This window comes from Bradyrhizobium sp. sBnM-33, assembly GCF_032917945.1.
Classification (GTDB): Bacteria; Pseudomonadota; Alphaproteobacteria; order Rhizobiales; family Xanthobacteraceae; genus Bradyrhizobium.
The window spans coordinates 4681782-4703114 of record NZ_CP136624.1 but is presented as its reverse complement, the minus strand read 5'-3'; the positions used below and the strand labels follow the sequence as shown (position 1 = coordinate 4703114).

Here is a 21333-nt window from a genome sequence, read left to right as displayed (position 1 = left end):
CCAATCTGACCCGTTTTGCTTACGATCACCTTAATGGGCACAACCCAGGGAAAATACTGATAAGCTTCATGAAATTTATACGTGCACGAGGGCCGAACGCTCTACTTCAAACTGAGCGGCGGTTGACGACCAGCACGGCCGCCGCGCAGGCGGCCATGCCGGCGAGCGAGACTGCGTCCAGCTGCTCGCCGAACAGCACGTAGGCCATCAGCGACGTCACCGCGGGCACCAGATAGAACAGGCTCGCCACCGACGTCGCGGCCGAGCGCCGGATCAGCCAATAGAGCAGCCCGATCGATCCGATCGACAGGACGACCGCAAGCCAGGCCAGCGCCAGGATAAACTCGGTGGTCCAATGCACCTCGTTGGTCTCAAACAGCCATGCGCCGAGACCGAAGAAGATCGTCACCGCAACGTATTGCACGAGATTGCCGGACCGCCAGTCGATCGCGCTGCAGTAGCGGCGTTGGTACAGCGTGCCGAGCGTGATGCTGATTAGCGAGACGGCCGAGGCGAGCCACCCCCAGCCCGCCTCTCCGCTCATCGGCCTGTCGTGCAGGATCAGCACGACACCGGCGAGTCCGAGCAGTAACCCGCCCCATTGCAGCGGCGTGACGCGCTCGCCGAGCCAGCGGCTTGCAAGCGTCGAGGTCAGGATCGGCTGCAAGCCCGGAATCAAAGCCGAGAGCCCCGCCGGAATTGAATGCGCAATCGCGATCGCCGTGCCGCCCAGATAGAATCCATGCACCAGAATGCCGGCGACGGCGCTGTGCGCGATGCCGATGCGGTCCGGCCAGCGCGGCCGCGCGACTGCGACGATGATCGCCATCAGCCCCACCACGAACGCCATGCGGATCGCGAGGTAGGTCAGCGGCTCGGCACTGTTCAGCACATATTTGGTGCCGATGAAGCCCGTGCTCCAGAGCACGACAAAGATCGCCGGCGCCGCGCGCGCTGCAATTTTTTCGAATTCGCCGGTCATTTGCCGCCCCTGTTGCCCGATCGCACCTTGTGCGGCAAGGATTGGTCACGCGGGACTGCCGGCGCGATTCACATATCGAAAAACGAACTGATAAGACGGCGAACCTATCGCGGCATAGTCACGTTCTAGGAGCTTGCGAGAATGGTAACGGCGCTCACCACTCTTCCGGACAGGGATCGACGATCTTCCAGAGCTCGCGGCCGTTCTTGATCTTCTTCATTTCGGGCGTGAGCCCGCCGTTGCGGCGGATCCAGTCCTTCACCGTTTCCGGGTAATAGGACATTAGGTCCGATGTCCCTTCGGCGCTGGTGACCTTGATGCCGAAAGTGAAGGCCTTGTCGTAATAGGCCTGGTGGAAACCAACGCTTGCCTTTGGCGTGACGCAGATCTTGTTCATCGGCACGATGCCGAACACCAGCGTGCAGGCCGAGTTGCAGATGCCGTCGATGATGACACGCTCCTTGCGATCGCGGATGCGCTTGTATTTGGCCTTGTACTCCTCGACATAACCGCCGTGGTCGCGCGTGATATGCAGGTCGGCGCGCGCCGGGCTCGCGACCAGGACCGAGAGGAACAGCAAGGCAAGAGACGTGATGCGCATGGGTCGATCGGGAACCGGATAGCCTTTGTCAGACGGGGTAGGGTCGGCCCTTGAAATCCGGACCGGACAGAACTCTGGCCGGACTGTGTTGGGAATTGGTTAAGCATCGCTTGAGGCCAAAAATGGGCGCGCTAGGATGGTTTTCCGCAACATTTCTGCCCGCTTCTCCTAGAATGGGAAATTGGATCAGCCAAAATGGAAGGGGCACGGGCTTCAGTCGAATTACAACTTAACCTTCTATCTCCTTGTTTTCACGCGCTTTCTTCGCACGAATTTCTGTCCGCTCGGCTCGAATCGCCACCGTTTCAGTGAGACCTCCGGAGAATCGAAATGACCAAAGCAAAGCTTTTCGTTGCCGCCGCCCTCCTCTCCACCGCGGCCCTCGCCCCAAACCTGGCGGACGCCCGCCATAAGCGGCACCACCTGCACAATTGGGGCCTGCCTTACCCGATCAGCTTCCTGCACAATTACGGGCCCGGCCCGCAGCCCGGCACCTTCGCCTATTACGACGGACCCTCGACCATCCTCTGCCGTCAAGGCGCGGCCGCCTATATCGGCCAGGACCGCCGGCGGCATCCCTGCTACTAACCTCCGCTACTGGCTCTATCAGGCCAAGTCTGATACGAGCCACCGCAGGCGCTCGTAGCTCAGCTGGATAGAGCATCGGATTTCGATTCCGAGGGTCGGGAGTTCGAATCTCTCCGAGCGCGCCACGCCGAAGCAGACTGGATCACCACCACGACTGGAGCACCTCTTCGGTCCCGCTGTTTCGCTAGTTGGCTGCCGGGTACGGTCGACGTCTGTCTGATATAAGTCCCGGTCAAGCGTTTCTCCCGCAATCGCGGCTGCCTTGCGAATGCCGTGGTGAGACCGGCACACTTCTATGCGAACCGTCGCTTGCGCGAAAACGTATCAAAGCCGCCATCGACACCTGACGAGAGAGGCGCGCCTCCTCTATAACACGTGAGCACGCGGAACCCAGGCTCGGGATTGCCAATCGATGGACGTTCAGTTTCTCACTCTGATCGCGATCGGCTTTGTCGCGCAAATGGTCGACGGGGCCCTCGGCATGGCGTTCGGAGTGATCGCAAGCTCAAGCCTGATTGCGACAGGGGTTTCCCCCGCCATTGCCAGTGCAGCCATTCATGCCGCGGAAGTCGTCACCACTGCGATTTCGGGCGTTTCGCATGTCTGGAACAAGAATGTTGACTGGAAATTATTCCTCAAGGTGGCGATCGCCGGCGTCTGCGGCGGTGTCTTCGGCGCTTATGTGCTGACCGGTATTCCCGAAACTATCGTCAAGCCTGTTGTCACAGTTTATCTGAGCGCCATGTCAGTGCTGATCCTCGCACGCGTGGCCGGATGGAAGCTGGATCAGTGGCGGCCGCCGATACCACTCGTGGGCGCCGGCGGCGGCTTTCTGGACGCAGTCGGGGGCGGCGGCTGGGGACCGCTGGTCGTCGCGACGCTGGTTGCCGCCGGCGACAATCCACGTCGCACGGTGGGTTCGGCGAATGTGGCTGAATTCTTTGTCACTTTGAGCGTTTCAGCCGCCTTTCTGACGAAGCTGGATTTCGCGCTCTATGGCCAACTCGTGCTCGGACTTATCATCGGCGGCGCGCTGGCTGCACCGCTTGCGGGCTATCTCTTGCGCATCCTGTCACCGCGCGTCGCGTTGACCTTGGTTGGCATAGTCCTTGCGGGACTGAGCCTTGTGAACTTGGCAGGCCTTTTCTTGCAGTGACCAGGATGGCCGCGCCATCTCGATGAGACCGCCGCTATCATGTTGTCGTGCGACTCCGTTTCACTGAGCAGACTTCTCTGATCCCCGAAACAGCATGTACCTCGCGCTCTGATGATGTTCGTCGGTTTGAGTTGGAGCATTTATCGGATATGCATGTTCAGCTAGAGGGGATTCAATGAAGAACGCCGAAGGATGGGCGATTGAGCTCAAAGGAGAAAGGATTGATATCGGCGATGCCCGCGAAGTCCTTCAACCGCCGTTTGACCCTTGGGTCGAAGATTATTTGGCTGGCGACAGCATTGTCATCCCACTGCTGCGAACAAAGGCATGGGCATCGATTATGAAGGCGGCAGATGTTACGCGCGACGCCAAGCGGATAGTTGAGCGTCTAAACGGGGCGGCCCTTCTGATTCACAGTGACGCCAAACCTCTCAGCCTTGGTCTCGTTTTGAAATTCGATGGCGCGGGGAAACGCATACCCATTCTTTCTGCTGCTTCTGTGCGCCTCAATTTAAACCTGGAAAGAATAAGAGGTCGAGTTCCGGCGGTGACGTCCGCAACACCAACGTCATCTGAGTCATCAGTACAGCGCTGGTTAAGGGAAGCCGACACTGACGATAAGCGCGCAGAGTTGTTCTCACATCTATCGCGAGCAGATAATTGGTACGACATTTTCAAGTCTGCGGAACTAGTCCGGAAGTTAGCCGGAGGAGAAAGTACGCTAAAGTCCGATCTAGGGCCAGATTGGACTTATTGGAGGTTGGTGTTTCGTACAGCAAACTGCTACCGACATGCCCCCGATGCCGAAAAGTATCCGCTCCCGGTTCCACCCGCTGAATTGGAAGAAGCCCGCGAGTTTCTGTTTAAGGTGGCTCCCCGCTTTCTTTAGCTACGGTCAAACCTAGGATTTGGAGCCATGTTTCGCGCTCAGTCTGTATTGGCTCAACCGCGCAGCAAGCTGGACGCTCGTCACGTGTGAAAGTGTCACAACCTCTTCGGCTGCCGCGAACGTAACGCTATGCTTTCCAACAATGCCCCCTCCGCGCAAAACCGAGAAGCCTAACTCACCCAGCAAGTGCTCGCCACCAATGCCATCCCGGCCTCGTCGCTCGACGGAGGCGAGGGAAACGCCGCGACCTCGCGCCGCGGCTTCACCCAGCATCAATGCTGTTCCGGAAGGCGCATCGACTTTCCGGGCCATATGCGATGAAGGCCACACCTACTTTGACGCGCGCCGCCGAGGAACGCCTGACGCGGCTTAATGAACTTGGCGAAACTCGCGCAGCTCATCATCCGATCGAAACGCTCCGATGATAGTAAAGATGTCTCGCGCACACTTGCATTGTTCACACGAAGTAGCGCGTCACGCGGCGAATGGTGACTATGGAGGTCGAGAACCTCTGGAAGCAATTTGGCCCCCTATAGTCAGTTCCGGAACGATAGCATCGCAAGGACGGTGCGGTCAGTCGCAAGCACTGCCCAACCAGCTTCGCCCATGCCACACAATGCCAGTGTGACGGCCGCCATCAAAAGACGAGCGACTCGTCCATCACGAGCAAATCCAAATGATCGCAATCGCGATCGGGACACCCAACCCGAGTGCGCCGAAAATCGCCGGAACGAATTCGGACAGTAGGCGTACACCAGATGATGACATGACGTTTCTCCTAGGCGCCCCGCGAGCACTGCTCGCCCCCAAGATGAACGGTCAATCGCGCCTTCGGATTGCGGTCCTTGGCGACACTCTGTGAAGCAGCAATGCTAGGGCGTTATGGTTAACAAGTGGTTAATCGAGCCGAGCAGAAGTTTGCAGACCGCGCCTTGAAGACGCGCCGCTTGATCGTGAATCGTGTACCGGCGCTGCCCGCGTCGTTTTGGCCAATTTCCGAAAGAGCGCCTCGCCGGCTTCGTCGGCCGCTCCCCCGTCTGGTCCCGCCCGCCGTGCAGGAATGGCGCCTATCCGGCGCCATTCCCTTTCAGCGGCGCACGGGCCGATCAGAACGAGCAGCCATAGGCCGTGAGCGATGCCTTCGTCGCGTCCAAGGTCTGCTTGCAGGTCGCTTCCATCGTCGCCTTGGTCGACGGATTCTTAGCCATGTCGACCCACGCCTTGCGCGTCTGGTCGATCTGCGTCTTGTACATCGCGCGCTGTGCCTCGGGGACCTTGGAGCCGATGCAGGCGTCATACTTGGTCAGGAAGTCATCGCAAGAGGCGATGCCCGTGCTCTGCGCATGGGCCGTGGTGACGCCCGCGAGCAGGGCGACGCCCGCCGCGAGTGATAGCACCTGTCGGTAGTTCGCGTTCGACCCTGCCGCGGCCTTGGATGTTCTTTGACGCATGATTTTTATTCCTCTGTATCAACTGAATAATCTGGATCGCCGGCAAACGCCCGCTGTCGCCCATACCTCCCCGATCGACTCGCAAAGCATCGCGCGCCGACAACCGGTCGGCGTTGCGGACATCGAGCAATTCAAGCGTTGAGCAGTTCGAGGCGAGACCGGGCACCACCGTGCCGGCCACCAATAATTGTTCCGTCAATTTGGCGAGATTATGGGTGACAACACGGTGACGTTGTGATGGCCGCTTGCCGGCAATGGACGGGCGCCATCATGTGCCGTGCGATGCCGTTGCGCCGAAGGCGAGCTCAGGCGGCCGAGGTATCGATCGAGCGGCGGATCACCTTCCGTACCTCGGCATTCGATAGAAACAGATCGTGGTTGATGATGCCCCAACCTGAATCGGACGCATCAATAACGCGCACGCCGAGCTGCTCGATAGTTGCTTTCTCGGCGGCGCCGACCCGCGTCATCCCGCCGGCCAATCGTCCCGACAACGCAAGCGCGCGATCATTCGTCGAGGCGACGACGGTAATCTTGCGGGTGAGTGGTCCGATATTCTGGGTCGCCGAAGAGAACACATCCATATCGATGTCCGGTGAGGCGAACACCACGGCACCGATCTTGCCGGCAACGCTGTCGCCATATCGCGCATAGAGCTGACGCAGCCCTTCAAGGGTCAGCATGGTTCCCATGCTGTGCGCGACGATGTGAACGCGGCCGACGCTCGGGGCGGTGGCGAGGGAATGCAGCACGCGCTCGAAGGCGTCACGGGAGTACATCGCGCTGTCTCGGTCATAAGCATAGTCGAACAGTCCGGCCTTGGAGGGCCAGGAGAAGACCATCGTCTGGCCGCGGAATCGAACGCCATCAGCGAGGTGCGCGGCATCGAGCGCCGCCATCTCGAACGTCTGTTTGAAACCGTGCACGTAGATCAGCACGTCCGAGCCGCCGCTGGTCTGCCCGAGAAGATCACCGACCTCTCCCGATACCGGCTCGACCGCATCGAGACGCCAATCGCCAAGTCCGGCTGCGGCGAGAGAGAAACGATTCTCGTCGGGCGGCACCAGCTTCGCCCGCGCCACGGTCATCTTCGATGCCCGCTCCGGCCCGAACCACGGTTTCGCACGCCCGCCGCTCACCGGCTTGCGCGTGGTTGCGACGAGCAGTGTCGGCTCCACCGAGAGCGACGAAGCGTCGTAACGCGCGCCCGTCGCGCCGAGGCTGGCGCATCCGCCGAGCGCAAGCGCGCTGGCCGAAGACACAATTCCGCGCAGGAACGCACGGCGCGACCTCAAAGTCTCGTTTTGCTGCAAATGTTGGATGATCACCTAGGACCTTTGGGAACATTGCCCCGTAGCACCGCCCCGCACGTCTCCTGAATTAGGATGGCGAGAAAAGGGCGGGCCAACCGCTGACAGGGTTTGTTTTGGATCGTTCCGGTTCCGTCGCGATTCTGTGATCGGGAGCAGGCGCGACGAAACCATTCTACTCCGCCGCGAAGCGCTCCGGAAACAAAGAGCCGCTACGGTCCCAGGATCGAACAAGGGGTTAGATCATGTTGGTATCGGTCCTGAACCTCATCTACCGAGAATTTCTGAAGCGCGCCCTTATGGGCATGGCAATACAGGGAGGAAGGCCATGACCGAGGTCGTGACGGCAATCCTCGTCTTCGTCAGCATCGGCATATTCCTGGCTCACGCATTTGACGCCTATCGGCTGCGCTAGATGTGCGCCTGAACCCACTGATGCGATTGCTCGCGGGATCAGGCGACGTTCTCAAGGACGCAACGCGCTCCTCAACGGGCCTGCTCCTTTGCAGCGATGACCACGTCGCGGTCGGGGGAACTTTCCGCATAGTTCCGCCGGCTGGCCGAAAATCGTGGCGAGGACATCCTTGGGATTTTCCTTGGAATTTGCCGCGATCCATTGCGACAGTTCGATGGTCTCGTAGATGCCCTCACTGAATCCGATCAGGATGCGCGCAGGTCCGCTGCCGACATTCTCGATCGAATGGCCGCAACCTTGCGGAATGTAGCCGACGTCGCCTCTGCAATCGCTCGGTCCGGGTAGGGGCCACCTCACCATGGACGCCAATGCAGCGTCCGCAGCGCGCCTGCAGCGGACATCAGGGCCCGGCTGCACGCTCCAAACCGTCGCGGGCTCAATTGAATGGTTATTGAATCAACGGGTTAGACAGACGCTCGGGGATGATGCTAGAGAACGCGGGCGCCCAGCGGGATTTTCGATTCCGATGGTCGGGGAGTCGTGGTCTCCCTAGAGGCGCTGGTTCAGCTTACGGCTATTCGGAAATTTCGATATGAGAAAGATCATCCTGACGCTGGCGACCCTGTATCCGGCGGCGGCGCTGGCTCAGGGAACGAGCACGCCGGCCGCCCCAGACAATCCTCCCACCATCGGCGGCAAACCGCTGGTTGTGGTCGGGTCGAAGAATCCGACGGCGGGCAAGAAAGAAAAACCGTTGTCGGTCGCCCAAAAATTACAGGCTTGCCAGGACATCGACGATGCGACCAAGGAACGCCTCAATTGCTACGATGCCATCTATGCGCCACAGCCTAAAGCGAAGGCGGCGGCAGCGAAAAGCGTCAGTGACTGCCGCTACGTCAAGGAAGAAGACGAGCGGCTGACCTGCTTCAACGGTTTTGCAGACAAGATTCCGAAGCTGCCGCGCTAAATCAGGCGGCGCGGCTTACCAGGTATTCCAGCTCGGGCCACCGAAGAAGCCAAAGTGTGACTGCTGCGCGACCCGCATTTGCGGCGGCTGCGCGAACTGCATCGGCCCCGGACGGCTTTTTGCCACCTTGCGCTTGCGCTGGATCGGCGGTTCCGGCTTCTTCGCCTCCGCCGGGACGTACTGGGCAAACGTGTCCCGCGCCCGGGCCTGAGCGGTGGCATCGGCCGTGGCGGGGGTCACAGCAGGCGCGGGCGGCGCAACGGCTTGGGCGGTCACGGCCAGCGGCGGAACAATGGTCGGAAGGCTGGTGTCAAAGACCACCCGCTCCGGTAGCTTCTGGTCGGAACGAATGCGCACCACCGTCTTGTCGACCGAAGAAGTCTTGTCGACCGAAGAAACAGCTTGGCCGGCGACCACCGCCTGTTGTGGCGCGAACGCATCGATCGCCAACAACAGCGCGAGCAGCACTCCGCCGACAAACAGGAAATAACGCGCCACAGGCATTGATCTTGCTCCCCCGCGCGAACGGCGCGCGGTTCAATCGCCCAACGGGCCATATAGCGTTTAGTTCCTGCTCAACTTGCAAGGTTCAAAGGCGCAGGCACATTTCGGGGATGACAGGTGAGCTCGGCCGCACAGGGTTAAACGCGGCTGGCCGTCACCAGTGAACATTTCGCCTTATTCGCGTGGACGTTGACGAACCCGACCAGCACGCCGGCGTATCGCTTCCGGCTCTTCATGTTCACGGTATCGGGAATGATCCGCCTGCGGTCGGTCAGATGGCTGCCGTCCCGGCGGATGAAACTGCAGGCGATCTCGATGTCCCTCACCGCGTAGTCATTGGTATTGCGAAGCGTGAAGGTCACCAGCGCTTTCGAGCCAAGCCCGCCCCTTCGCCATGACTGCGAGATGATCTTCAGGCCGTCGGGCGGCGACTTGGCAGGGGCGACCGTTTCCGGCGGTGCGATGTCAAGAGGCGCCGCTGCGCCAACCGCCTGGTTGGGATCGGTAGAGACTGCTGACGGCCCCGGACTCGTCAGGGTCGCCTGAGTAGCGGCCGTATGATCCGTGCGGGATACGCTTTGCGTGATAACTTCAGACGGCGTCGCCGCTGAATGGCTTTCGGCATCGCTCGCTTGCGGGAGCATCAACCATATGGCGCATCCGACGATGGCGATGGCGGGCAGCACGGCAAGCCGCGCTTCGGACTTTCCGAACGACCACCCGGCGATTCTCATAGCCTCGCCCTCACCCCGCGGCGTCGGCGTTTGCCGTGCCGCGCATGAAAAAGCCATACGGTGCGTTTTTCCCGTACGGCTTCTGTCACGACCGCCGCTGTACGGATCCCGCCGCCCGTCAACAATCATCCAGCGCAGAAATGGTTTCATGCCACCTCGACAATATTGCGGCGGCGGCGCAAGGCTTGCAGGATAGCGTTGTGGATTGGCTGGCGGCTTCATTGGCCGCTACGCCCTAACCGGCCTTCAGCGCCGCAACAACAATAGGGAGACTGATCGAGATGCCGACCGTTACCTGGGACCATGTGCATTTGCGCAGCCCCGATCCCGAAGCGACTGCAGCCTGGCTTGAGGACATTCTGGGCGGCGAGATCGTCCGTGCCCCCGGGCGGATCGACGTCAAACTCGGCGGTGCCAATGTGTTCATCGCACCCGTTACCGCCGGCGACGGCGTCAACGCGCCGCCGGTGACGCCCTATCAGGGGCTCGATCATTTCGGACTGACGGTGAAAGACATCGACGTGGTCGCCGCCGAGATCAAGGCGAAGGGCGTCGAGTTCACGAAGGAACCGACCACGATACGGCCTGGCGTTCGCATCTGCTTCATCCGCGGGCCGCAGGGCATCTCGATCGAACTGCTCGAACGCGACAAAAAATATACGTGACGCGCGGGTGAGCATGTCTTTCTGAATCGTCGTCACCCGCCACCGGGTCTCGCCTTCAGCGCCCGATGACAGGCCCCAGCGGGTGATCCAGTATCCCCGAGGCACCAAACAAAAACCGAGAGGCCGCAGCGTACTGGATACTCCGCCTTCGCGGAGTATGACGGTCGTGGGTCGGGCCAGCGCTCGCGCGTTACGTCATCGATCCCGGCATGAAGCAGCGGATGCTCAATCCCTGATAGCCGTGGATCGGCCAGACCATGGTTCGCCCTACCCGGTTCGGCTCGGTGATGACGGCATCTTCAGGCACGTCGTACCACTCGCCGTCGATGCGAACGCGGTAGTGTCCGCCTTTCGATTCCCAATCCACGTCGCTGACGGCGCTGCCATCAGCATCGGAACAGCACGGTCCCCTTCCGCTCTTCAGACTGTCGAACCACTGCTTCAGCGGTGAGTTGGCGTAACGCCCGTCGGGATCGCGGGCCGCGCCGGGAACCGCGGCCAGCGGCAACATCAGCAACACGCTGCCGATGATGAGCGGCCCTTTCCAGCGGTCCGCACGATGGCGGCCCGTGGTTTCACGATTGCTACTCTGTGCATGTCGATGCGGCACGTGGCCGCCTGAATTTATCCTGTTGGTCACCTGTTTCTCTTGCTCCAGCACCCGCCGGCCGGTGCCAAGGAAAACTATGCATTTCGCGGGCCAACTCGATTCGGTCCTCCGCACGTCATCCCCGCGTCACGTCGTGGGTGGTACGTTTCAGGTTTGGGAACAGGCGGGCAACCTGACGCGTTGACGATGCCGGCCACGCTTTGGCATAATTCCTTGACCGGCTTCGGTGGGCGCTGCGGCCGGCCACCTGGGACGCCATGAAGAACGGGCTGTATTCGATCCACGTCACCCTGCTGGATGGACGCATCGGCAAGGGGAGCGGGGTTATTCTGTTCCGGGACGGCCAAATTCTCGGCGGCGACGCCTACCTGTTTTATACCGGCAGCTACACGGTGAAGGGCGATACCTTCAAGGGCGAGGTCCTGGTGCAGCGTCACACCACCCCGCGCGACAATGACAATCCACTGTTCGGCGGCCCCGCCCCTGTCGGCATCGGCGTGTCCGGAACCTTTACCGACACCCGCGGCAGCATGAATGGAACCGCGCTTGTCGGCAAAGCAAGCCAGATCTTCGGCGCCACGCTGCACAAATTGGCTGATATCAACTAGCGGCCGAGCGCGCGCCTATTCCGCTGCCTGCTCAAGCGGAGCTGTGCGTGGCAGGATCATCTGAATGCGCGTGCCACCGCCCGGCTGCGAATCGAGGTCGAGCCGTCCGCCGAGGCGGGTCGTGACGATGCTGTAGACGATGTGCAGGCCGAGCCCGGTGCCGCCCTGATCGCGCCGCGTGGTGAAGAACGGATCGAAGGCGCGGCGGCGGACGTCGAGGCTCATGCCGCACCCATTGTCGGAAAAGATGATCTCGACATTGTCCTTGCCGGACTCCCGCACCTGGATGTCGACCGTGCCCGGCTTGCCGTCTGGGAACGCATGCGCCACCGAATTCAGGAAGAGATTGGTCAGCACTTGTCCGTACGGTCCGGGATAGCTGTTCATCATCAGGTTGGGCTGGCACTCGACGTTCAGCGTGAGATTGTGCTTGCGCAGGCCCGGCCGCAAGGACATCACCACCTGCTCGGTGAGATCGCCGAGATCGAAGGTGCGCTGGTCCGAATAGTTGCGGTCGGCGGCAACCTGCTTGAACGACTGGATCAGTTCGGCGGCGCGGTTGAGATTGGCGACGAGTTGGGACGATGCATCCCGGCTGGTCTGGAGAAAATCGTTGAGGCTGGACCGCCGCAGCTCGCCACGGGCGACCTCTGCCGCGAAGTTTGACGTTTTGCGCTCCAGCGCGGACGCCACCGTCAGGCTGATGCCGACGGGATTGTTGACCTCGTGGGCGACGCCGGCCACCAGCCGCCCCAACGCGGCGAGCTTTTCCGCCTCGATCAGCGAATTCTGCGTCTCGCGCAAGTTCCGCAGCGCGCCCTCCGCCGCATCCTTGGCCTTGCGCATCTCGGATTCGACGCGCTTGCGCTCCCCGATGTCGAGCGCGACGGTGACGATATTCTCGATTTCGCCGGCCGCATCCAGGATCGGCAGCTTATTGACCAGCCATTGCCGCATATGGCCGGACGCGTCCTTATATTCTTCCTCATAGAAGCCGAGCTCCTTGCCGGCCGCCAGAACCCGCTTGTCGGGCTCGTCGGTCTTTTCCGCGCCGTAGCGCGACATCAACTCGGCGGTGGTGCGGCCGATCGCATCCCCCGGCTCGACTCCGAAAATGCCGGCCATATAGCGGTTCATCAGGACGTAGCGGAGCTGCTTGTCCTTGACGTTGATGACCGCAGGTACGGTGTCGATCACCATTTGCAGCAAGCGGCGGCCTTCGGCGATTGCATCCTCGGCGCGCTTCTGGTCGGTGATGTCGCGCACCGTTCCTTCGTAGCGGACGATAATGCCGGCCTCGTTGTGCACAGCACTCGCGCTGTCGGACAGCCACAGCACCGAGCCGTTGCGCGTGCGAACCTGGTACTCGTATTCACGCACCATGCCGTGGCGCTGCATCAGCCGCTGATATTCCGTCCGCGCTTCGGGTTGAACGTAAACGGTATCCGCGATGTCGCCGATGCCGTTGATCAGATCCTGCGGCGTGGCATAGCCCATCATCCGCGCCAGCGCCGGGTTGGCGTTCAGCAGCGCGCCGCCGGGCGTCGTGACGTAAATTCCGTCGACCGAGGACTCGAACAGCTTGCGGTAGCTTTCCTCCGCAAGCCGCTGTTCGGCGAGCGCACGCACCGCGGCCTCGCGCGCAGTGTCAGCATCGACCAGCGTCTGCCGGAATACTTCGGCGGCGCGGGCAATGTCGCCGATCTCGTTGTCCACGTCGGTCGCCGGGATCGAGGCGTTCTTCTCGCCGCCGGACACCGCTCGGATCGAACTTGCAATCGCGGCGAGAGGACGCACGGTGCGCCGAACCACCAGCAGCGACGCAAACAATCCGATAAGGACGCCGGCGGTGCCGAGAACGATGCTCTGCCATTTCGCTTCCGTCAGGGTCCTCGCAAAATCGCGTGAGAGGACGCGCCCCCGCCGCTCGCTGACGTCGCGCAACAATTCGGTGACGCGCTGGATCAGGCGGCCCTCCGCCCCGAGCACTTCTCTGTCTATGTCGGATATCTGCCGTTCGCGGATCGATATGTTGACGATCGCCAGCGCATAATCGTCAACGATCGCGCGCAGCTTTGGGTCCGCAATCGTCATCGAGCGCATGCTTTCGGCAGCCTGTTCGGCAGCCGAAGGGTTGTGCGCCAGCAACGCCGAGGCGATCCGGCTCTGGGTCTGAGCCAGGGCCATCGCAAGGTGGGGATCGGACGCCTCGACGATGGCCGCATCGAATTCTTCGCGCAAGGGCGGCAACGCGACGATCATCTCGGCGCGGCGGTTGATCAGCGCGGAAATCCGCTCGATGCCGGTGCGGTAGGTTGCCAGGCGCTCGGTGACGCCGTCGATCATGTCCTGCTGCTCTGGCGCTAGCTCCAGCCGCGTCTTCTTCAAGATTTCGCCGAGCGCGTTGGCGGCCTCGCCCACCTGGAGCGACTGGTTGCCGCGATCAGTGACGAAATCCCGCGCCGCCAGCCGCAATTCGTTCATGCGGCGATCAATATCCTCGGCCAGATCGCCAACGCTCTGCAGCCGCTGCAGCTCGGCAAAGGTCGCATCGATGTGGCGGATGGCAATCACGCTGGCAGTCGAGGTGATGATGATCACCGCCAGCACCAGCATGAAACTGCCGAATGTCAGTTGACCGATCGAAAGCGAGAACGATCGCGGTGGCGAATTCGGCGGCGTTTCAGCGGTCATGTGGGTCGGGGCCGGGCTCCTGTCGGGGCGCAATATACGATGGATTTCGGGCCGTGGGGAACATGCCGGCGAGTGGTTAATAGCGGGATATGAGCTGGATTGTTACGCGGCCGAGCCGTTGGTCGGGGTCAGTCCGCCCCTGCTTGCAGGGCCTTCGCCAAGTCCGACGGCATCATGCCGAACATCTCGCGAAATGCGCTGGAAAAGTGTGACGAGCTTGCGAATCCGGCAGCATGGGCGGCCTCCGTCAAGGATGCGCCCTCGCCACAGGCGCGGACGGCCGCGCCCATGCGATTCCAGATGCGGTAGCGCCGCAGCGGCACCCCCGTCTCCGCCTTGAACAGATGCAGAAATCGGGACGGCGAAAGGCCGGCCCGGGTCGCCAGCGTGGTCAGCCGGTGGGCAAGGTGGGGCTCGTCCCGCATATGCCGCAGCGCTGCGGCAATCCGCGTCGTGGCTCGCTTGTGCGTCCCGACGCCCAGCAACTCACCGAGCGAAGTGCGGCCCTCCTGTCGGCAGATGCGGCCTTCCGCCAGCTTCGTCATCACATCGACCACGGCGGCCTCCTCCCTCAACTCGAAGGCCCCGCGCGGCGTCGGTTCCGTCATCCGGGCGATCAGCGCGCGAAGATCGCGCCCTAGCGGATCGACGTAGAGGAATGCCATCCGGCCCCGTTCGATGCGCAGATGATGAAGGGTGTTGGGCAGGATCAGCACGCTGCGGGCCACGCGATACCGCGTCATGCGATCCCCGGGATCGTCGGCGACCTCCAGCGGTCCATCGAGCCCGATGGCAAGAACGGCAGTCGCATTCCGGTGCGGCGTCAACCCGAAGGCCGGGCCCAGATACAGCACGCGAGCGCCCCACCCGATCAGTTTCGCTGCTGTCATTGCGCCAATAGCCAGTTTCTGAAAGCCCGCCTGGTCCGGCCGGTCTAGTCTCGGAGATGCCGAAGATCAGCGAGTTGAGGACAATGGCAAATAATCGATCCGGAATCGAGGACCAAGCCGCAATCGAGCACACGCGGCAGGCCGTCGGCCGCTATGCCGCGGCATGGCTCGCAGGCGACCGCGCTGCGCTTACCGCCTGCTATCACGACGACTTCACGCTGCATTATTTCGGCCGCAACCCGCTCGCCGGCGACCACTCGGGCAAGGCCGCCGCGCTCGGCGTCCTGGCCGAGGTCACAAGGCGCACCAATCGCAAGCTGCTCGCGATCGTCGACGTCATGGCCGGTCCCGAACGCGGCGCACTGCTGGTTCGAGAACGCTTTGAGCGCGACGGCAGGACGGCCGAAGTGGAGCGCCTGCTGGTGTACGCCGTGCGGGACGGACTGCTGGCGGAATGCTGGGTCTACGACCATGACCAGGCGCTGGTCGATGCCTTCCTCACATGAAGCGGTCGCGGATTGCTTCTTCGATGCGGCGCCGCCGATCCGCTCTCGATTGCTGTAGAAGGGCAATCTACAGCGCGGGCGTGCAAACATACTTCCTTACATGTCGAACTGTGTCAGCCGACGGAGCCGACCTCGAACACCTCGCCGTCATAGCCGGCCTCGAGCGGGATGCGGAGCTGCCGGCCGCCATTGTTCCTGGTCATCACCGGCGTCACGGTGACGACGGATTTGCCCCTGGAGTCATCGAGCGCAGCTTTCACGCTGGCATACTTGCCGAGCTTGATCAGGTTGCGGGTGGTCGGGAACGGCAGCTTGAAGCGCCCGCTCTCGCCGCCCTCCAGCGCCTCGCGCGGCGAGACCCAGATCGAGTCGGTGGATTCCCTGCCGTCATGGGCGCCGACCTGCTCCGGCGGTGCGGCGGCGAGGAAGAACCAGGTGTCGAACCGCTTGGGCATCCCCTCCGGCGTGATCCAGTGCGCGTAGGGAACGAGTTCGTCGAGCGCCAGCACCATGCCGTTGTCGGTCAGTACCTTGAGGAACGTGATCTTGCCGTCGCAGAGGTCGGCGCGATGTGCCGCTTCGATCTCGCTCGCACGCTTGGCATCGACCAGCGCCCGCGAGCCGTTTGGCCGCGCCAGCAGGATGCCGCTTTCTTCAAACGTTTCGCGGACCGCGGCAATCCGAAAGCTCAGCGTTGCTTCGTCGAGCCCCTCGCCTCCCGAATAGAGTTCGGGCCGCGTGATGATCTCCTTGTCGCCCTTGTCGACACTGCCGCCGGGAAACACCAGCGCGCCGGAATTGAAGTCGATTTCATAATGGCGAACCATCATGAACACTTCGATTTCCTTGGCGTCAGCGCTGTCGCGCAGCAGCAGGATCGTGGATGCGGGGCGCGGGGGAACGATTTCGGCCATCCGACTACTCCGCCGCGCTGGATTGCGGTTGCAAATTGGCGCGGCGGTCGACGCGCGCCACCCGCGACAACAGATAATCGACTTCGGCCTTTGCGGTCGCCGTTATCGTTGCACCCGGCTTGCGTTGCGCGCTGGACGAAATGATGCCGCGCTTCTGCAGCACGTATTTGCGCACCGACAAGCCCGCGCCGGGCTGCTGCTCGTAGCGGATCAGCGGCAGATGGGCGTCGAACAAATCGTGCGCGGCATCGCGCTTGCCTGCCTTCGACAGCTTGACGACATCAATCAGCAGTTCGGGGAAGGCGTAGCCGGTCATGGCGCCGTCGGCGCCGCGCTCCATTTCGAAATCGAGAAACAGCCCGCCATTGCCGACCAGGATGGACAGCGGCCGCAGCGAGCCATCCTTCTGGAAGTTGCGCAGCGTCGAGATCTTTTCCAGGCCCGGCCAGTCCTCGTGCTTGAGCATGACGCAGGACGGCGAATCCATCACGATCTTGCGGATCACGGCGGGCGTGAAGATGACGTTGAGCGTCAGCGGATAGTCCTGCAGCACCCACGGAATGTCGTCGCCGATCGCCTCCTGCGCCTGCTTGAAATAGCCCGTGATCTGGTCGTCGGTGCGCAAATGCGGCGGCGGCGCGATCATGACGCCCGCGGCGCCGGCATCCATTGACGCTTTCGCCAGCGAGCGCATCGAAGCGAAGCCCGGCGCGGAGACGCCGACAATGATCTGCATGTTTTTGGCGCGCCTGACGAAGCGGATGGCCACCTGCTCCGCTTCCGTTGCGTCGAGCTTCGGCGCCTCACCCAAAATGCCGAGCACAGTGACGCCGTCGCAGCCGACTTCGGCGTAGAAGTCGGTCAGGCGATCGATGGATTTCTCGTCGATCCGGCCATCGTCGTGGAACGGCGTCGGCGCAATCGCAAAGGTGCCGGCGGCCTGGGCGGTGAGTTTTGTCATTTATGCCTCTTGTCTTGGTCATTCCGGGATGGTCCGAAGGACCAGACCCGGAATCTCGAGATTCCGGGTTCGATGCTTCGCATCGCCCGGAATGACGTTTAGAACTAAAATCTCCGCGCGCCCATTTTGATCTGTTCCTCGGAGAAGAAGATCTCCTTGGCGTGGGTCACGATGTCCTCGGCCTTCCAGCCCGTGAACGGCGGTTTCCAGCCTTCCATTTCCATCATCCGCATCTCCCGCACCCCGCGCGGGCCGGAGACGCCGAGCACCTTGCCGGTCTGGTCGCCTGACAAGTCGCTGACCATGTATAGCACGGCCGGCGCGATGCCATCAGGGCCGAGCGCGGCGCCGGGGTTCTCTTTATAGCGCGGCAGGTCTGCGGTCATGCGGGTCAGCGCGCCCGGTGCCAGCGTCCAGACCCGGATGTTGTACTTGCGGCCCTCGATTGCCAGCACGTTCGACAGTCCCCAGATACCGCCCTTGGCGGCGCCATAATTGGTCTGGCCGAAATTGCCGATCAGGCCCGAGGTCGAGGAGGTGTTGACGATGACGCCGCCGCCGTTCTCGCGCATCCATTTGAACACCGGCTGGGTGCAGCAGAAGGTGCCCTTGAGGTGCACCCTGATCACCTTGTCCCAATTGGCCTCCTTGGCCTTGGCAAAAGTCTCGTCGAGCAGGATACCGGCGTTGTTGACCAGGATATCGGCGCGGCCGAAATTCTTGATGGCGTCGTCGAACACCGACTGCCCGCCGGCCATGGTCGAGATGTCGGCGCCATTGGCGACGGCGCGGCCGCCCTCTTCCTTGATGGCGTTGACCACCTTCTGCGCCATCGAGACGTCGGCACCGGAGCCGTCGCGGGGACCGCCGAGGTCGTTGACCACGACCGCTGCGCCCTCGCGCGCGAACAGTTTGGCGTAGGCCTCCCCGAGCCCGCCGCCTGCACCAGTGATGATGGCAACTTTGCCGTCGAGCAATCCCATGGTGTGTTCTCCCTTACATCTTCTCGCTTTCGTGTCCCGGACGCGATGCAGCGTGCAACGCTGCGTCGCAGAACCGGGACCCAGCACCCACCCGGCCAATGGGCCCCGGCTCTGCAGCGCATCACTACGTGCTGCGCTGCGTCCGGGGCACGAGATCTAGCCCAGCACCGCCTTGCCGCTCTTGATGACGGTAACGCCCCTGGCCTTCACCTTGGCTTCGAACGAGATCACGTTGCCGTCCTTCCACATCTCCATCGTCACGGTCTCGCCGGGATAGACCGGCGAGGAAAACCGCGCGACGTGCTGCTTGAAGGCGGACGGATCGTAATCGGCGTAGGTCTGCAGCACGCCGCGGCAGGTGATGCCGTAGGTGCACATGCCGTGCAGGATCGGCCGCGGAAAGCCGGCCTTCTTCGCAAACTCGGGATCTGAGTGCAGCGGGTTGCGGTCGCCGCACAGACGATAGACCAGCGCCTGGTCCGGGCGCGTCGTGATATCGACGATCCTGTCCGGCGCGCGGTTCGGAACCTTGTGCGGCTCGGGCTGGCCTTCGGACGGGCCGCCAAAGCCGCCGTCGCCGCGCGCGAACCGCGAGGCAACCAGCGTCGCTAGCTTCTCGCCGTTCTCGTCCTTCAGCACGGTCTGGTGCCGGATGACCGCGCCCTTGTCCTTGCCCTTGTCAAAGACGTCGAGCACGGTCGAGTCGGCGGTGATCTTGGCCGCGCTCGGCAGCGGCTTGTGGAAGGTAATGTCGCGCTCGCCGTCGACCACCATCACGCGGTTGAGGTTCATCTCGCCGGGCCCAGCGCCCCAGGCCGCCACCGAGGCGAAGGTCGGCACGACCCTGAGCGGACGCGGCGTGAGTGTGCCTTCGTTGACGAACGCGAGTTCCTTCTCGTCCATCGGGTCGGCGCCCATGCCGATGCCATAGGCGTAGAGCATCACCTCGCGATCGGTGTAGGCGTATTTCTGGCCTAGATTTTTCAGGGCCATGAGCTGTTGGTAATTGATCGGCATGTTTGAATGCTCTCCCCATTCGTTTCTTCTGCGGCGCCCGTTGCTGTGCCCTCTCCCCTTGTGGGAGAGGGCTACACCGGCAGCACCTCAAATTCGTTTTGGTGAGGGGTTCGCGCCGCAGACACATTGCTCGCGGACAGAACCCCTCATCCGGCGCTTCGCGCCACCTTCTCCCACAAGGGGAGAAGGGAAGGAGGCTACGCCGCCGTGAAGAACGGCAGTGGGGCGCCTTCGGTTGGCTTCCACACCAGCTTCACCGTCTGGCCGATCTTGATCTTCTCCAGATCGCAGTCGACGATGTTGGTCTGCAGCGAGGGGCCTTCCTTCAGCGTCACATAGGCGATCGCGTAAGGACCGGTCGGCGATTTGCGCATCAGGCTGTAGGTGTAGACCGTTGCCTCGCCGGAAGCCTCCTCCCATACCGTGTTGTCGGAGAAGCAGAATGGGCAGATCGAGCGCGGGAAGTAGTGCGCCTCGCCGCAAGCCGTGCAGCGCTTGATCATGAACTTGCCGGTCTTGGCCGCTTCCCAGAACGGCGCGGTCTCGGGATTGGTCACCGGCGCCGGATATTTTTTCGTTTCAGCCATCACACGCGCTCCAGAATGCAGGTTGAGGCGGCGTGACGCACGCCGAGAAGACCGCCGGTGCCATGGGCAATCGCGAGGTCGCAGTTCGGCACTTGCACTTTTGGATGGGCTTCGCCGCGCAATTGGCGGACGGCTTCCAGGATTTTCGTCATGCCGCCGCGATTGACGGGGTGGTTGCTGCAGAGGCCGCCGCCGTCGGTGTTGAACGGCAGCTTGCCGACGCCGGAGATCAGATTGCCGTCGGCGACGAACTTGCCGCCCTCGCCCTTTTTGCAGAAGCCGAGGTCTTCGAGCTGCATCAACACCGTGATGGTGAAGCTGTCATAGATCGAGGCATATTTGATATCCTTCGGCGTCACGCCCGCTTCCTCGAAGGCGCGCGGGCCGGACCAGACGCCGGCGGAATAGGTCAGATCGAGATCCTTGCCGCCGCGCGGACCCTTCATCGCCTCGCCATGGCCGATCAACCGCACCAAGGGCTTCTTCAGGCTTTTCGCGATCTCCGGCGTGGTCACGATCATCGCGCCGCCGCCATCGGTAACGACGCAGCAGTCCATCCGGTGCAGCGGGTCCGAGATCATCGGCGAGTTGATGACGTCCTCGACGGTGACGACATCCTTGAGCATCGCATGCGGATTGTACTGGGCGTGATGGGAGGCCGCGACCTTGATCCAGGCGAGCTGTTCGCTGGTGGTGCCGTAGTCGTGCATATGGCGCATGGCACACATGCCGTAGGCATTGTGGGTGGTGGCGCCATAGGCCGCCTCGAAATCAGCCTCCGCGCCCGCTGCGCGCGGCGGCATCACCCCGGTGCGCGGCTTGCCGGCGAGGGTGACCAGCGCGATCGAGCATTTGCCCGCCGCGATCGCTTCGGCGGCGTGGCCGAGATGGATCAAATAGGAACAGCCGCCGGTCTCGGTGGAATCGACGTGGCGCACCTTGTTGAGCCCGAGGTAATCGACCATCGGCCAGAGGCCGCCCGGCGCGTCGCCGGCGAGGAAATAACCGTCGATATCGGCGTTGGTGAGGCCCGCATCCTCAACCGCCCCCTTGGCGACCTCGGCGTGCAACTGTGCAGTTGATTTATCCGGTGCGTGCCGGGTGGGATGCTCGTAGATCCCGGCAATGTAGGCTTTGCCTTTGATGGTCAAATCGTTCTCCGTTGGCGCTTCTTCTTTCCGAAAGTTTTTCTGGCCTGTCGGACGGACCTTGGCAAGCGCGGAAATATTCCGCCGGGCGAGAGGGTAGCGACTAGACTCAAGTCGGGATGATTATCGGCGGAAATCTTATCAGGCCCGGAA

General features: G+C 62.2%; 23 protein-coding genes, 1 tRNA gene and 1 pseudogene. 8 read left to right on the top strand and 17 right to left on the bottom strand.

The window, feature by feature from the left end; translation table 11 throughout:
* Positions 1-106: 106 nt before the first annotated feature.
* Together RX328_RS21800 and RX328_RS21795 are read right to left on the bottom strand one after the other, a co-directional pair.
* Positions 107-982, bottom strand: a complete 876-nt coding sequence (locus tag RX328_RS21800; protein WP_213245359.1) for a DMT family transporter — start codon at positions 980-982, stop codon at positions 107-109.
* 154 nt (positions 983-1136) lie between these two features.
* A complete protein-coding gene (locus RX328_RS21795; RefSeq protein WP_213245361.1) occupies positions 1137-1583 on the bottom strand; it encodes a hypothetical protein in 447 nt (148 codons plus the stop codon).
* Positions 1584-1913: 330 nt separating this feature from the next.
* Here RX328_RS21795 and RX328_RS21790 point away from each other — a divergent pair, with 330 nt between their 5' ends.
* From RX328_RS21790 to RX328_RS21775, 4 genes are all read left to right on the top strand, one after another.
* Positions 1914-2171 (top strand): hypothetical protein, encoded by a 258-nt coding sequence (locus RX328_RS21790; RefSeq protein ID WP_213245363.1) that lies wholly within the window; start codon positions 1914-1916, stop codon positions 2169-2171.
* A 48-nt stretch (positions 2172-2219) separates the two neighbouring features.
* Positions 2220-2296, top strand: a tRNA-Arg gene (locus RX328_RS21785).
* Between the two features lie 287 nt (positions 2297-2583).
* Entirely contained in the window at positions 2584-3327 is a 744-nt protein-coding gene (locus tag RX328_RS21780) for a sulfite exporter TauE/SafE family protein (protein ID WP_213245365.1), read from the top strand.
* A 175-nt stretch (positions 3328-3502) separates the two neighbouring features.
* Entirely contained in the window at positions 3503-4216 is a 714-nt protein-coding gene (locus RX328_RS21775; protein WP_213245367.1) for a hypothetical protein, read from the top strand.
* A gap of 84 nt (positions 4217-4300) precedes the next feature.
* Here RX328_RS21775 and RX328_RS21770 read toward each other — a convergent pair.
* From RX328_RS21770 to RX328_RS21755, 4 genes and pseudogenes are all read right to left on the bottom strand, one after another.
* Positions 4301-4534 (bottom strand): annotated as a pseudogene (locus RX328_RS21770) (dihydrodipicolinate reductase C-terminal domain-containing protein); the annotation flags it as partial.
* 788 nt (positions 4535-5322) lie between these two features.
* Positions 5323-5667: a hypothetical protein gene (locus RX328_RS21765; RefSeq protein WP_213245369.1), complete on the bottom strand. Its 345-nt coding sequence runs from the start codon at positions 5665-5667 to the stop codon at positions 5323-5325.
* Positions 5668-5972: 305 nt separating this feature from the next.
* Positions 5973-6929, bottom strand: coding sequence for an alpha/beta hydrolase (locus tag RX328_RS21760; protein ID WP_213245371.1), 957 nt, complete (start codon positions 6927-6929; stop codon positions 5973-5975).
* Positions 6930-7443: 514 nt separating this feature from the next.
* Positions 7444-7752, bottom strand: a complete 309-nt coding sequence (locus RX328_RS21755; RefSeq protein WP_213245373.1) for a cupin domain-containing protein — start codon at positions 7750-7752, stop codon at positions 7444-7446.
* Between the two features lie 232 nt (positions 7753-7984).
* On the opposite strand from RX328_RS21755, the gene RX328_RS21750 reads away from it, so the two are divergent.
* The gene (locus RX328_RS21750; protein ID WP_213245375.1) at positions 7985-8359 is read left to right on the top strand and encodes a hypothetical protein; all 375 of its coding nucleotides are present in this window, start codon (positions 7985-7987) and stop codon (positions 8357-8359) included.
* 15 nt (positions 8360-8374) lie between these two features.
* Here RX328_RS21750 and RX328_RS21745 read toward each other — a convergent pair whose 3' ends face one another.
* Both RX328_RS21745 and RX328_RS21740 read right to left on the bottom strand, forming a co-directional pair.
* A complete protein-coding gene (locus RX328_RS21745; RefSeq protein WP_213245376.1) occupies positions 8375-8863 on the bottom strand; it encodes a hypothetical protein in 489 nt (162 codons plus the stop codon).
* Between the two features lie 137 nt (positions 8864-9000).
* Positions 9001-9597 carry a hypothetical protein gene (locus tag RX328_RS21740; RefSeq protein WP_213245378.1) on the bottom strand — a complete coding sequence of 199 codons (597 nt, stop codon included), beginning with the start codon at positions 9595-9597 and terminating at the stop codon, positions 9001-9003.
* A gap of 281 nt (positions 9598-9878) precedes the next feature.
* Here RX328_RS21740 and RX328_RS21735 point away from each other — a divergent pair, with 281 nt between their 5' ends.
* Positions 9879-10262 carry a VOC family protein gene (locus tag RX328_RS21735; protein ID WP_213245380.1) on the top strand — a complete coding sequence of 128 codons (384 nt, stop codon included), beginning with the start codon at positions 9879-9881 and terminating at the stop codon, positions 10260-10262.
* 190 nt (positions 10263-10452) lie between these two features.
* Here the strand turns inward: RX328_RS21735 and RX328_RS21730 are convergent, their stop codons facing one another.
* Positions 10453-10902 carry a hypothetical protein gene (locus RX328_RS21730; protein WP_213246290.1) on the bottom strand — a complete coding sequence of 150 codons (450 nt, stop codon included), beginning with the start codon at positions 10900-10902 and terminating at the stop codon, positions 10453-10455.
* A gap of 227 nt (positions 10903-11129) precedes the next feature.
* On the opposite strand from RX328_RS21730, the gene RX328_RS21725 reads away from it, so the two are divergent.
* Entirely contained in the window at positions 11130-11480 is a 351-nt protein-coding gene (locus RX328_RS21725) for a GrlR family regulatory protein (RefSeq protein WP_213245382.1), read from the top strand.
* 15 nt (positions 11481-11495) lie between these two features.
* Here the strand turns inward: RX328_RS21725 and RX328_RS21720 are convergent, their stop codons facing one another.
* The gene (locus tag RX328_RS21720; protein ID WP_213245384.1) at positions 11496-14174 is read right to left on the bottom strand and encodes a PAS domain S-box protein; all 2679 of its coding nucleotides are present in this window, start codon (positions 14172-14174) and stop codon (positions 11496-11498) included.
* Positions 14175-14302: 128 nt separating this feature from the next.
* On the bottom strand, positions 14303-15064 hold the full coding sequence (locus RX328_RS21715; protein ID WP_213245386.1) for a helix-turn-helix domain-containing protein: 762 nt from the start codon (positions 15062-15064) through the stop codon (positions 14303-14305).
* A gap of 83 nt (positions 15065-15147) precedes the next feature.
* Here RX328_RS21715 and RX328_RS21710 point away from each other — a divergent pair, with 83 nt between their 5' ends.
* Positions 15148-15570, top strand: a complete 423-nt coding sequence (locus tag RX328_RS21710) for a nuclear transport factor 2 family protein (RefSeq protein ID WP_213245388.1) — start codon at positions 15148-15150, stop codon at positions 15568-15570.
* A gap of 113 nt (positions 15571-15683) precedes the next feature.
* On the opposite strand, the gene RX328_RS21705 is transcribed toward RX328_RS21710, so the two are convergent.
* From RX328_RS21705 to RX328_RS21680, 6 genes are all read right to left on the bottom strand, one after another.
* Entirely contained in the window at positions 15684-16484 is an 801-nt protein-coding gene (locus RX328_RS21705; protein ID WP_213245390.1) for an NUDIX hydrolase, read from the bottom strand.
* A 4-nt stretch (positions 16485-16488) separates the two neighbouring features.
* Positions 16489-17445 (bottom strand): dihydrodipicolinate synthase family protein, encoded by a 957-nt coding sequence (locus RX328_RS21700; RefSeq protein ID WP_213245392.1) that lies wholly within the window; start codon positions 17443-17445, stop codon positions 16489-16491.
* Positions 17446-17549: 104 nt separating this feature from the next.
* Positions 17550-18428 carry an SDR family oxidoreductase gene (locus RX328_RS21695; protein WP_213245393.1) on the bottom strand — a complete coding sequence of 293 codons (879 nt, stop codon included), beginning with the start codon at positions 18426-18428 and terminating at the stop codon, positions 17550-17552.
* 156 nt (positions 18429-18584) lie between these two features.
* A complete protein-coding gene (locus RX328_RS21690) occupies positions 18585-19445 on the bottom strand; it encodes a MaoC/PaaZ C-terminal domain-containing protein (RefSeq protein ID WP_213245394.1) in 861 nt (286 codons plus the stop codon).
* 197 nt (positions 19446-19642) lie between these two features.
* Complete coding sequence (locus RX328_RS21685) at positions 19643-20032, bottom strand: Zn-ribbon domain-containing OB-fold protein (RefSeq protein WP_213245395.1); 390 nt, start codon at positions 20030-20032, stop codon at positions 19643-19645.
* Entirely contained in the window at positions 20032-21183 is a 1152-nt protein-coding gene (locus RX328_RS21680; RefSeq protein WP_213245396.1) for a thiolase domain-containing protein, read from the bottom strand. Before RX328_RS21680 ends, RX328_RS21685 begins: the two co-directional genes overlap by 1 nt.
* Between the last annotated feature and the right edge of the window lie 150 nt (positions 21184-21333).

Coding starts and splice junctions, on each gene's coding strand:
- RX328_RS21800 (WP_213245359.1), bottom strand. CDS start 982: ATGACCGGCGAATTCGAAAAAATTGCAGCGCGCGCGGCGCCGGCGATC.
- RX328_RS21795 (WP_213245361.1), bottom strand. CDS start 1,583: ATGCGCATCACGTCTCTTGCCTTGCTGTTCCTCTCGGTCCTGGTCGCG.
- RX328_RS21790 (WP_213245363.1), top strand. CDS start 1,914: ATGACCAAAGCAAAGCTTTTCGTTGCCGCCGCCCTCCTCTCCACCGCG.
- RX328_RS21780 (WP_213245365.1), top strand. CDS start 2,584: ATGGACGTTCAGTTTCTCACTCTGATCGCGATCGGCTTTGTCGCGCAA.
- RX328_RS21775 (WP_213245367.1), top strand. CDS start 3,503: ATGAAGAACGCCGAAGGATGGGCGATTGAGCTCAAAGGAGAAAGGATT.
- RX328_RS21765 (WP_213245369.1), bottom strand. CDS start 5,667: ATGCGTCAAAGAACATCCAAGGCCGCGGCAGGGTCGAACGCGAACTAC.
- RX328_RS21755 (WP_213245373.1), bottom strand. CDS start 7,752: ATGGTGAGGTGGCCCCTACCCGGACCGAGCGATTGCAGAGGCGACGTC.
- RX328_RS21750 (WP_213245375.1), top strand. CDS start 7,985: ATGAGAAAGATCATCCTGACGCTGGCGACCCTGTATCCGGCGGCGGCG.
- RX328_RS21745 (WP_213245376.1), bottom strand. CDS start 8,863: ATGCCTGTGGCGCGTTATTTCCTGTTTGTCGGCGGAGTGCTGCTCGCG.
- RX328_RS21740 (WP_213245378.1), bottom strand. CDS start 9,597: ATGAGAATCGCCGGGTGGTCGTTCGGAAAGTCCGAAGCGCGGCTTGCC.
- RX328_RS21735 (WP_213245380.1), top strand. CDS start 9,879: ATGCCGACCGTTACCTGGGACCATGTGCATTTGCGCAGCCCCGATCCC.
- RX328_RS21725 (WP_213245382.1), top strand. CDS start 11,130: ATGAAGAACGGGCTGTATTCGATCCACGTCACCCTGCTGGATGGACGC.
- RX328_RS21720 (WP_213245384.1), bottom strand. CDS start 14,174: ATGACCGCTGAAACGCCGCCGAATTCGCCACCGCGATCGTTCTCGCTT.
- RX328_RS21715 (WP_213245386.1), bottom strand. CDS start 15,064: ATGACAGCAGCGAAACTGATCGGGTGGGGCGCTCGCGTGCTGTATCTG.
- RX328_RS21710 (WP_213245388.1), top strand. CDS start 15,148: ATGGCAAATAATCGATCCGGAATCGAGGACCAAGCCGCAATCGAGCAC.
- RX328_RS21705 (WP_213245390.1), bottom strand. CDS start 16,484: ATGGCCGAAATCGTTCCCCCGCGCCCCGCATCCACGATCCTGCTGCTG.
- RX328_RS21700 (WP_213245392.1), bottom strand. CDS start 17,445: ATGACAAAACTCACCGCCCAGGCCGCCGGCACCTTTGCGATTGCGCCG.
- RX328_RS21695 (WP_213245393.1), bottom strand. CDS start 18,428: ATGGGATTGCTCGACGGCAAAGTTGCCATCATCACTGGTGCAGGCGGC.
- RX328_RS21690 (WP_213245394.1), bottom strand. CDS start 19,445: ATGCCGATCAATTACCAACAGCTCATGGCCCTGAAAAATCTAGGCCAG.
- RX328_RS21685 (WP_213245395.1), bottom strand. CDS start 20,032: ATGGCTGAAACGAAAAAATATCCGGCGCCGGTGACCAATCCCGAGACC.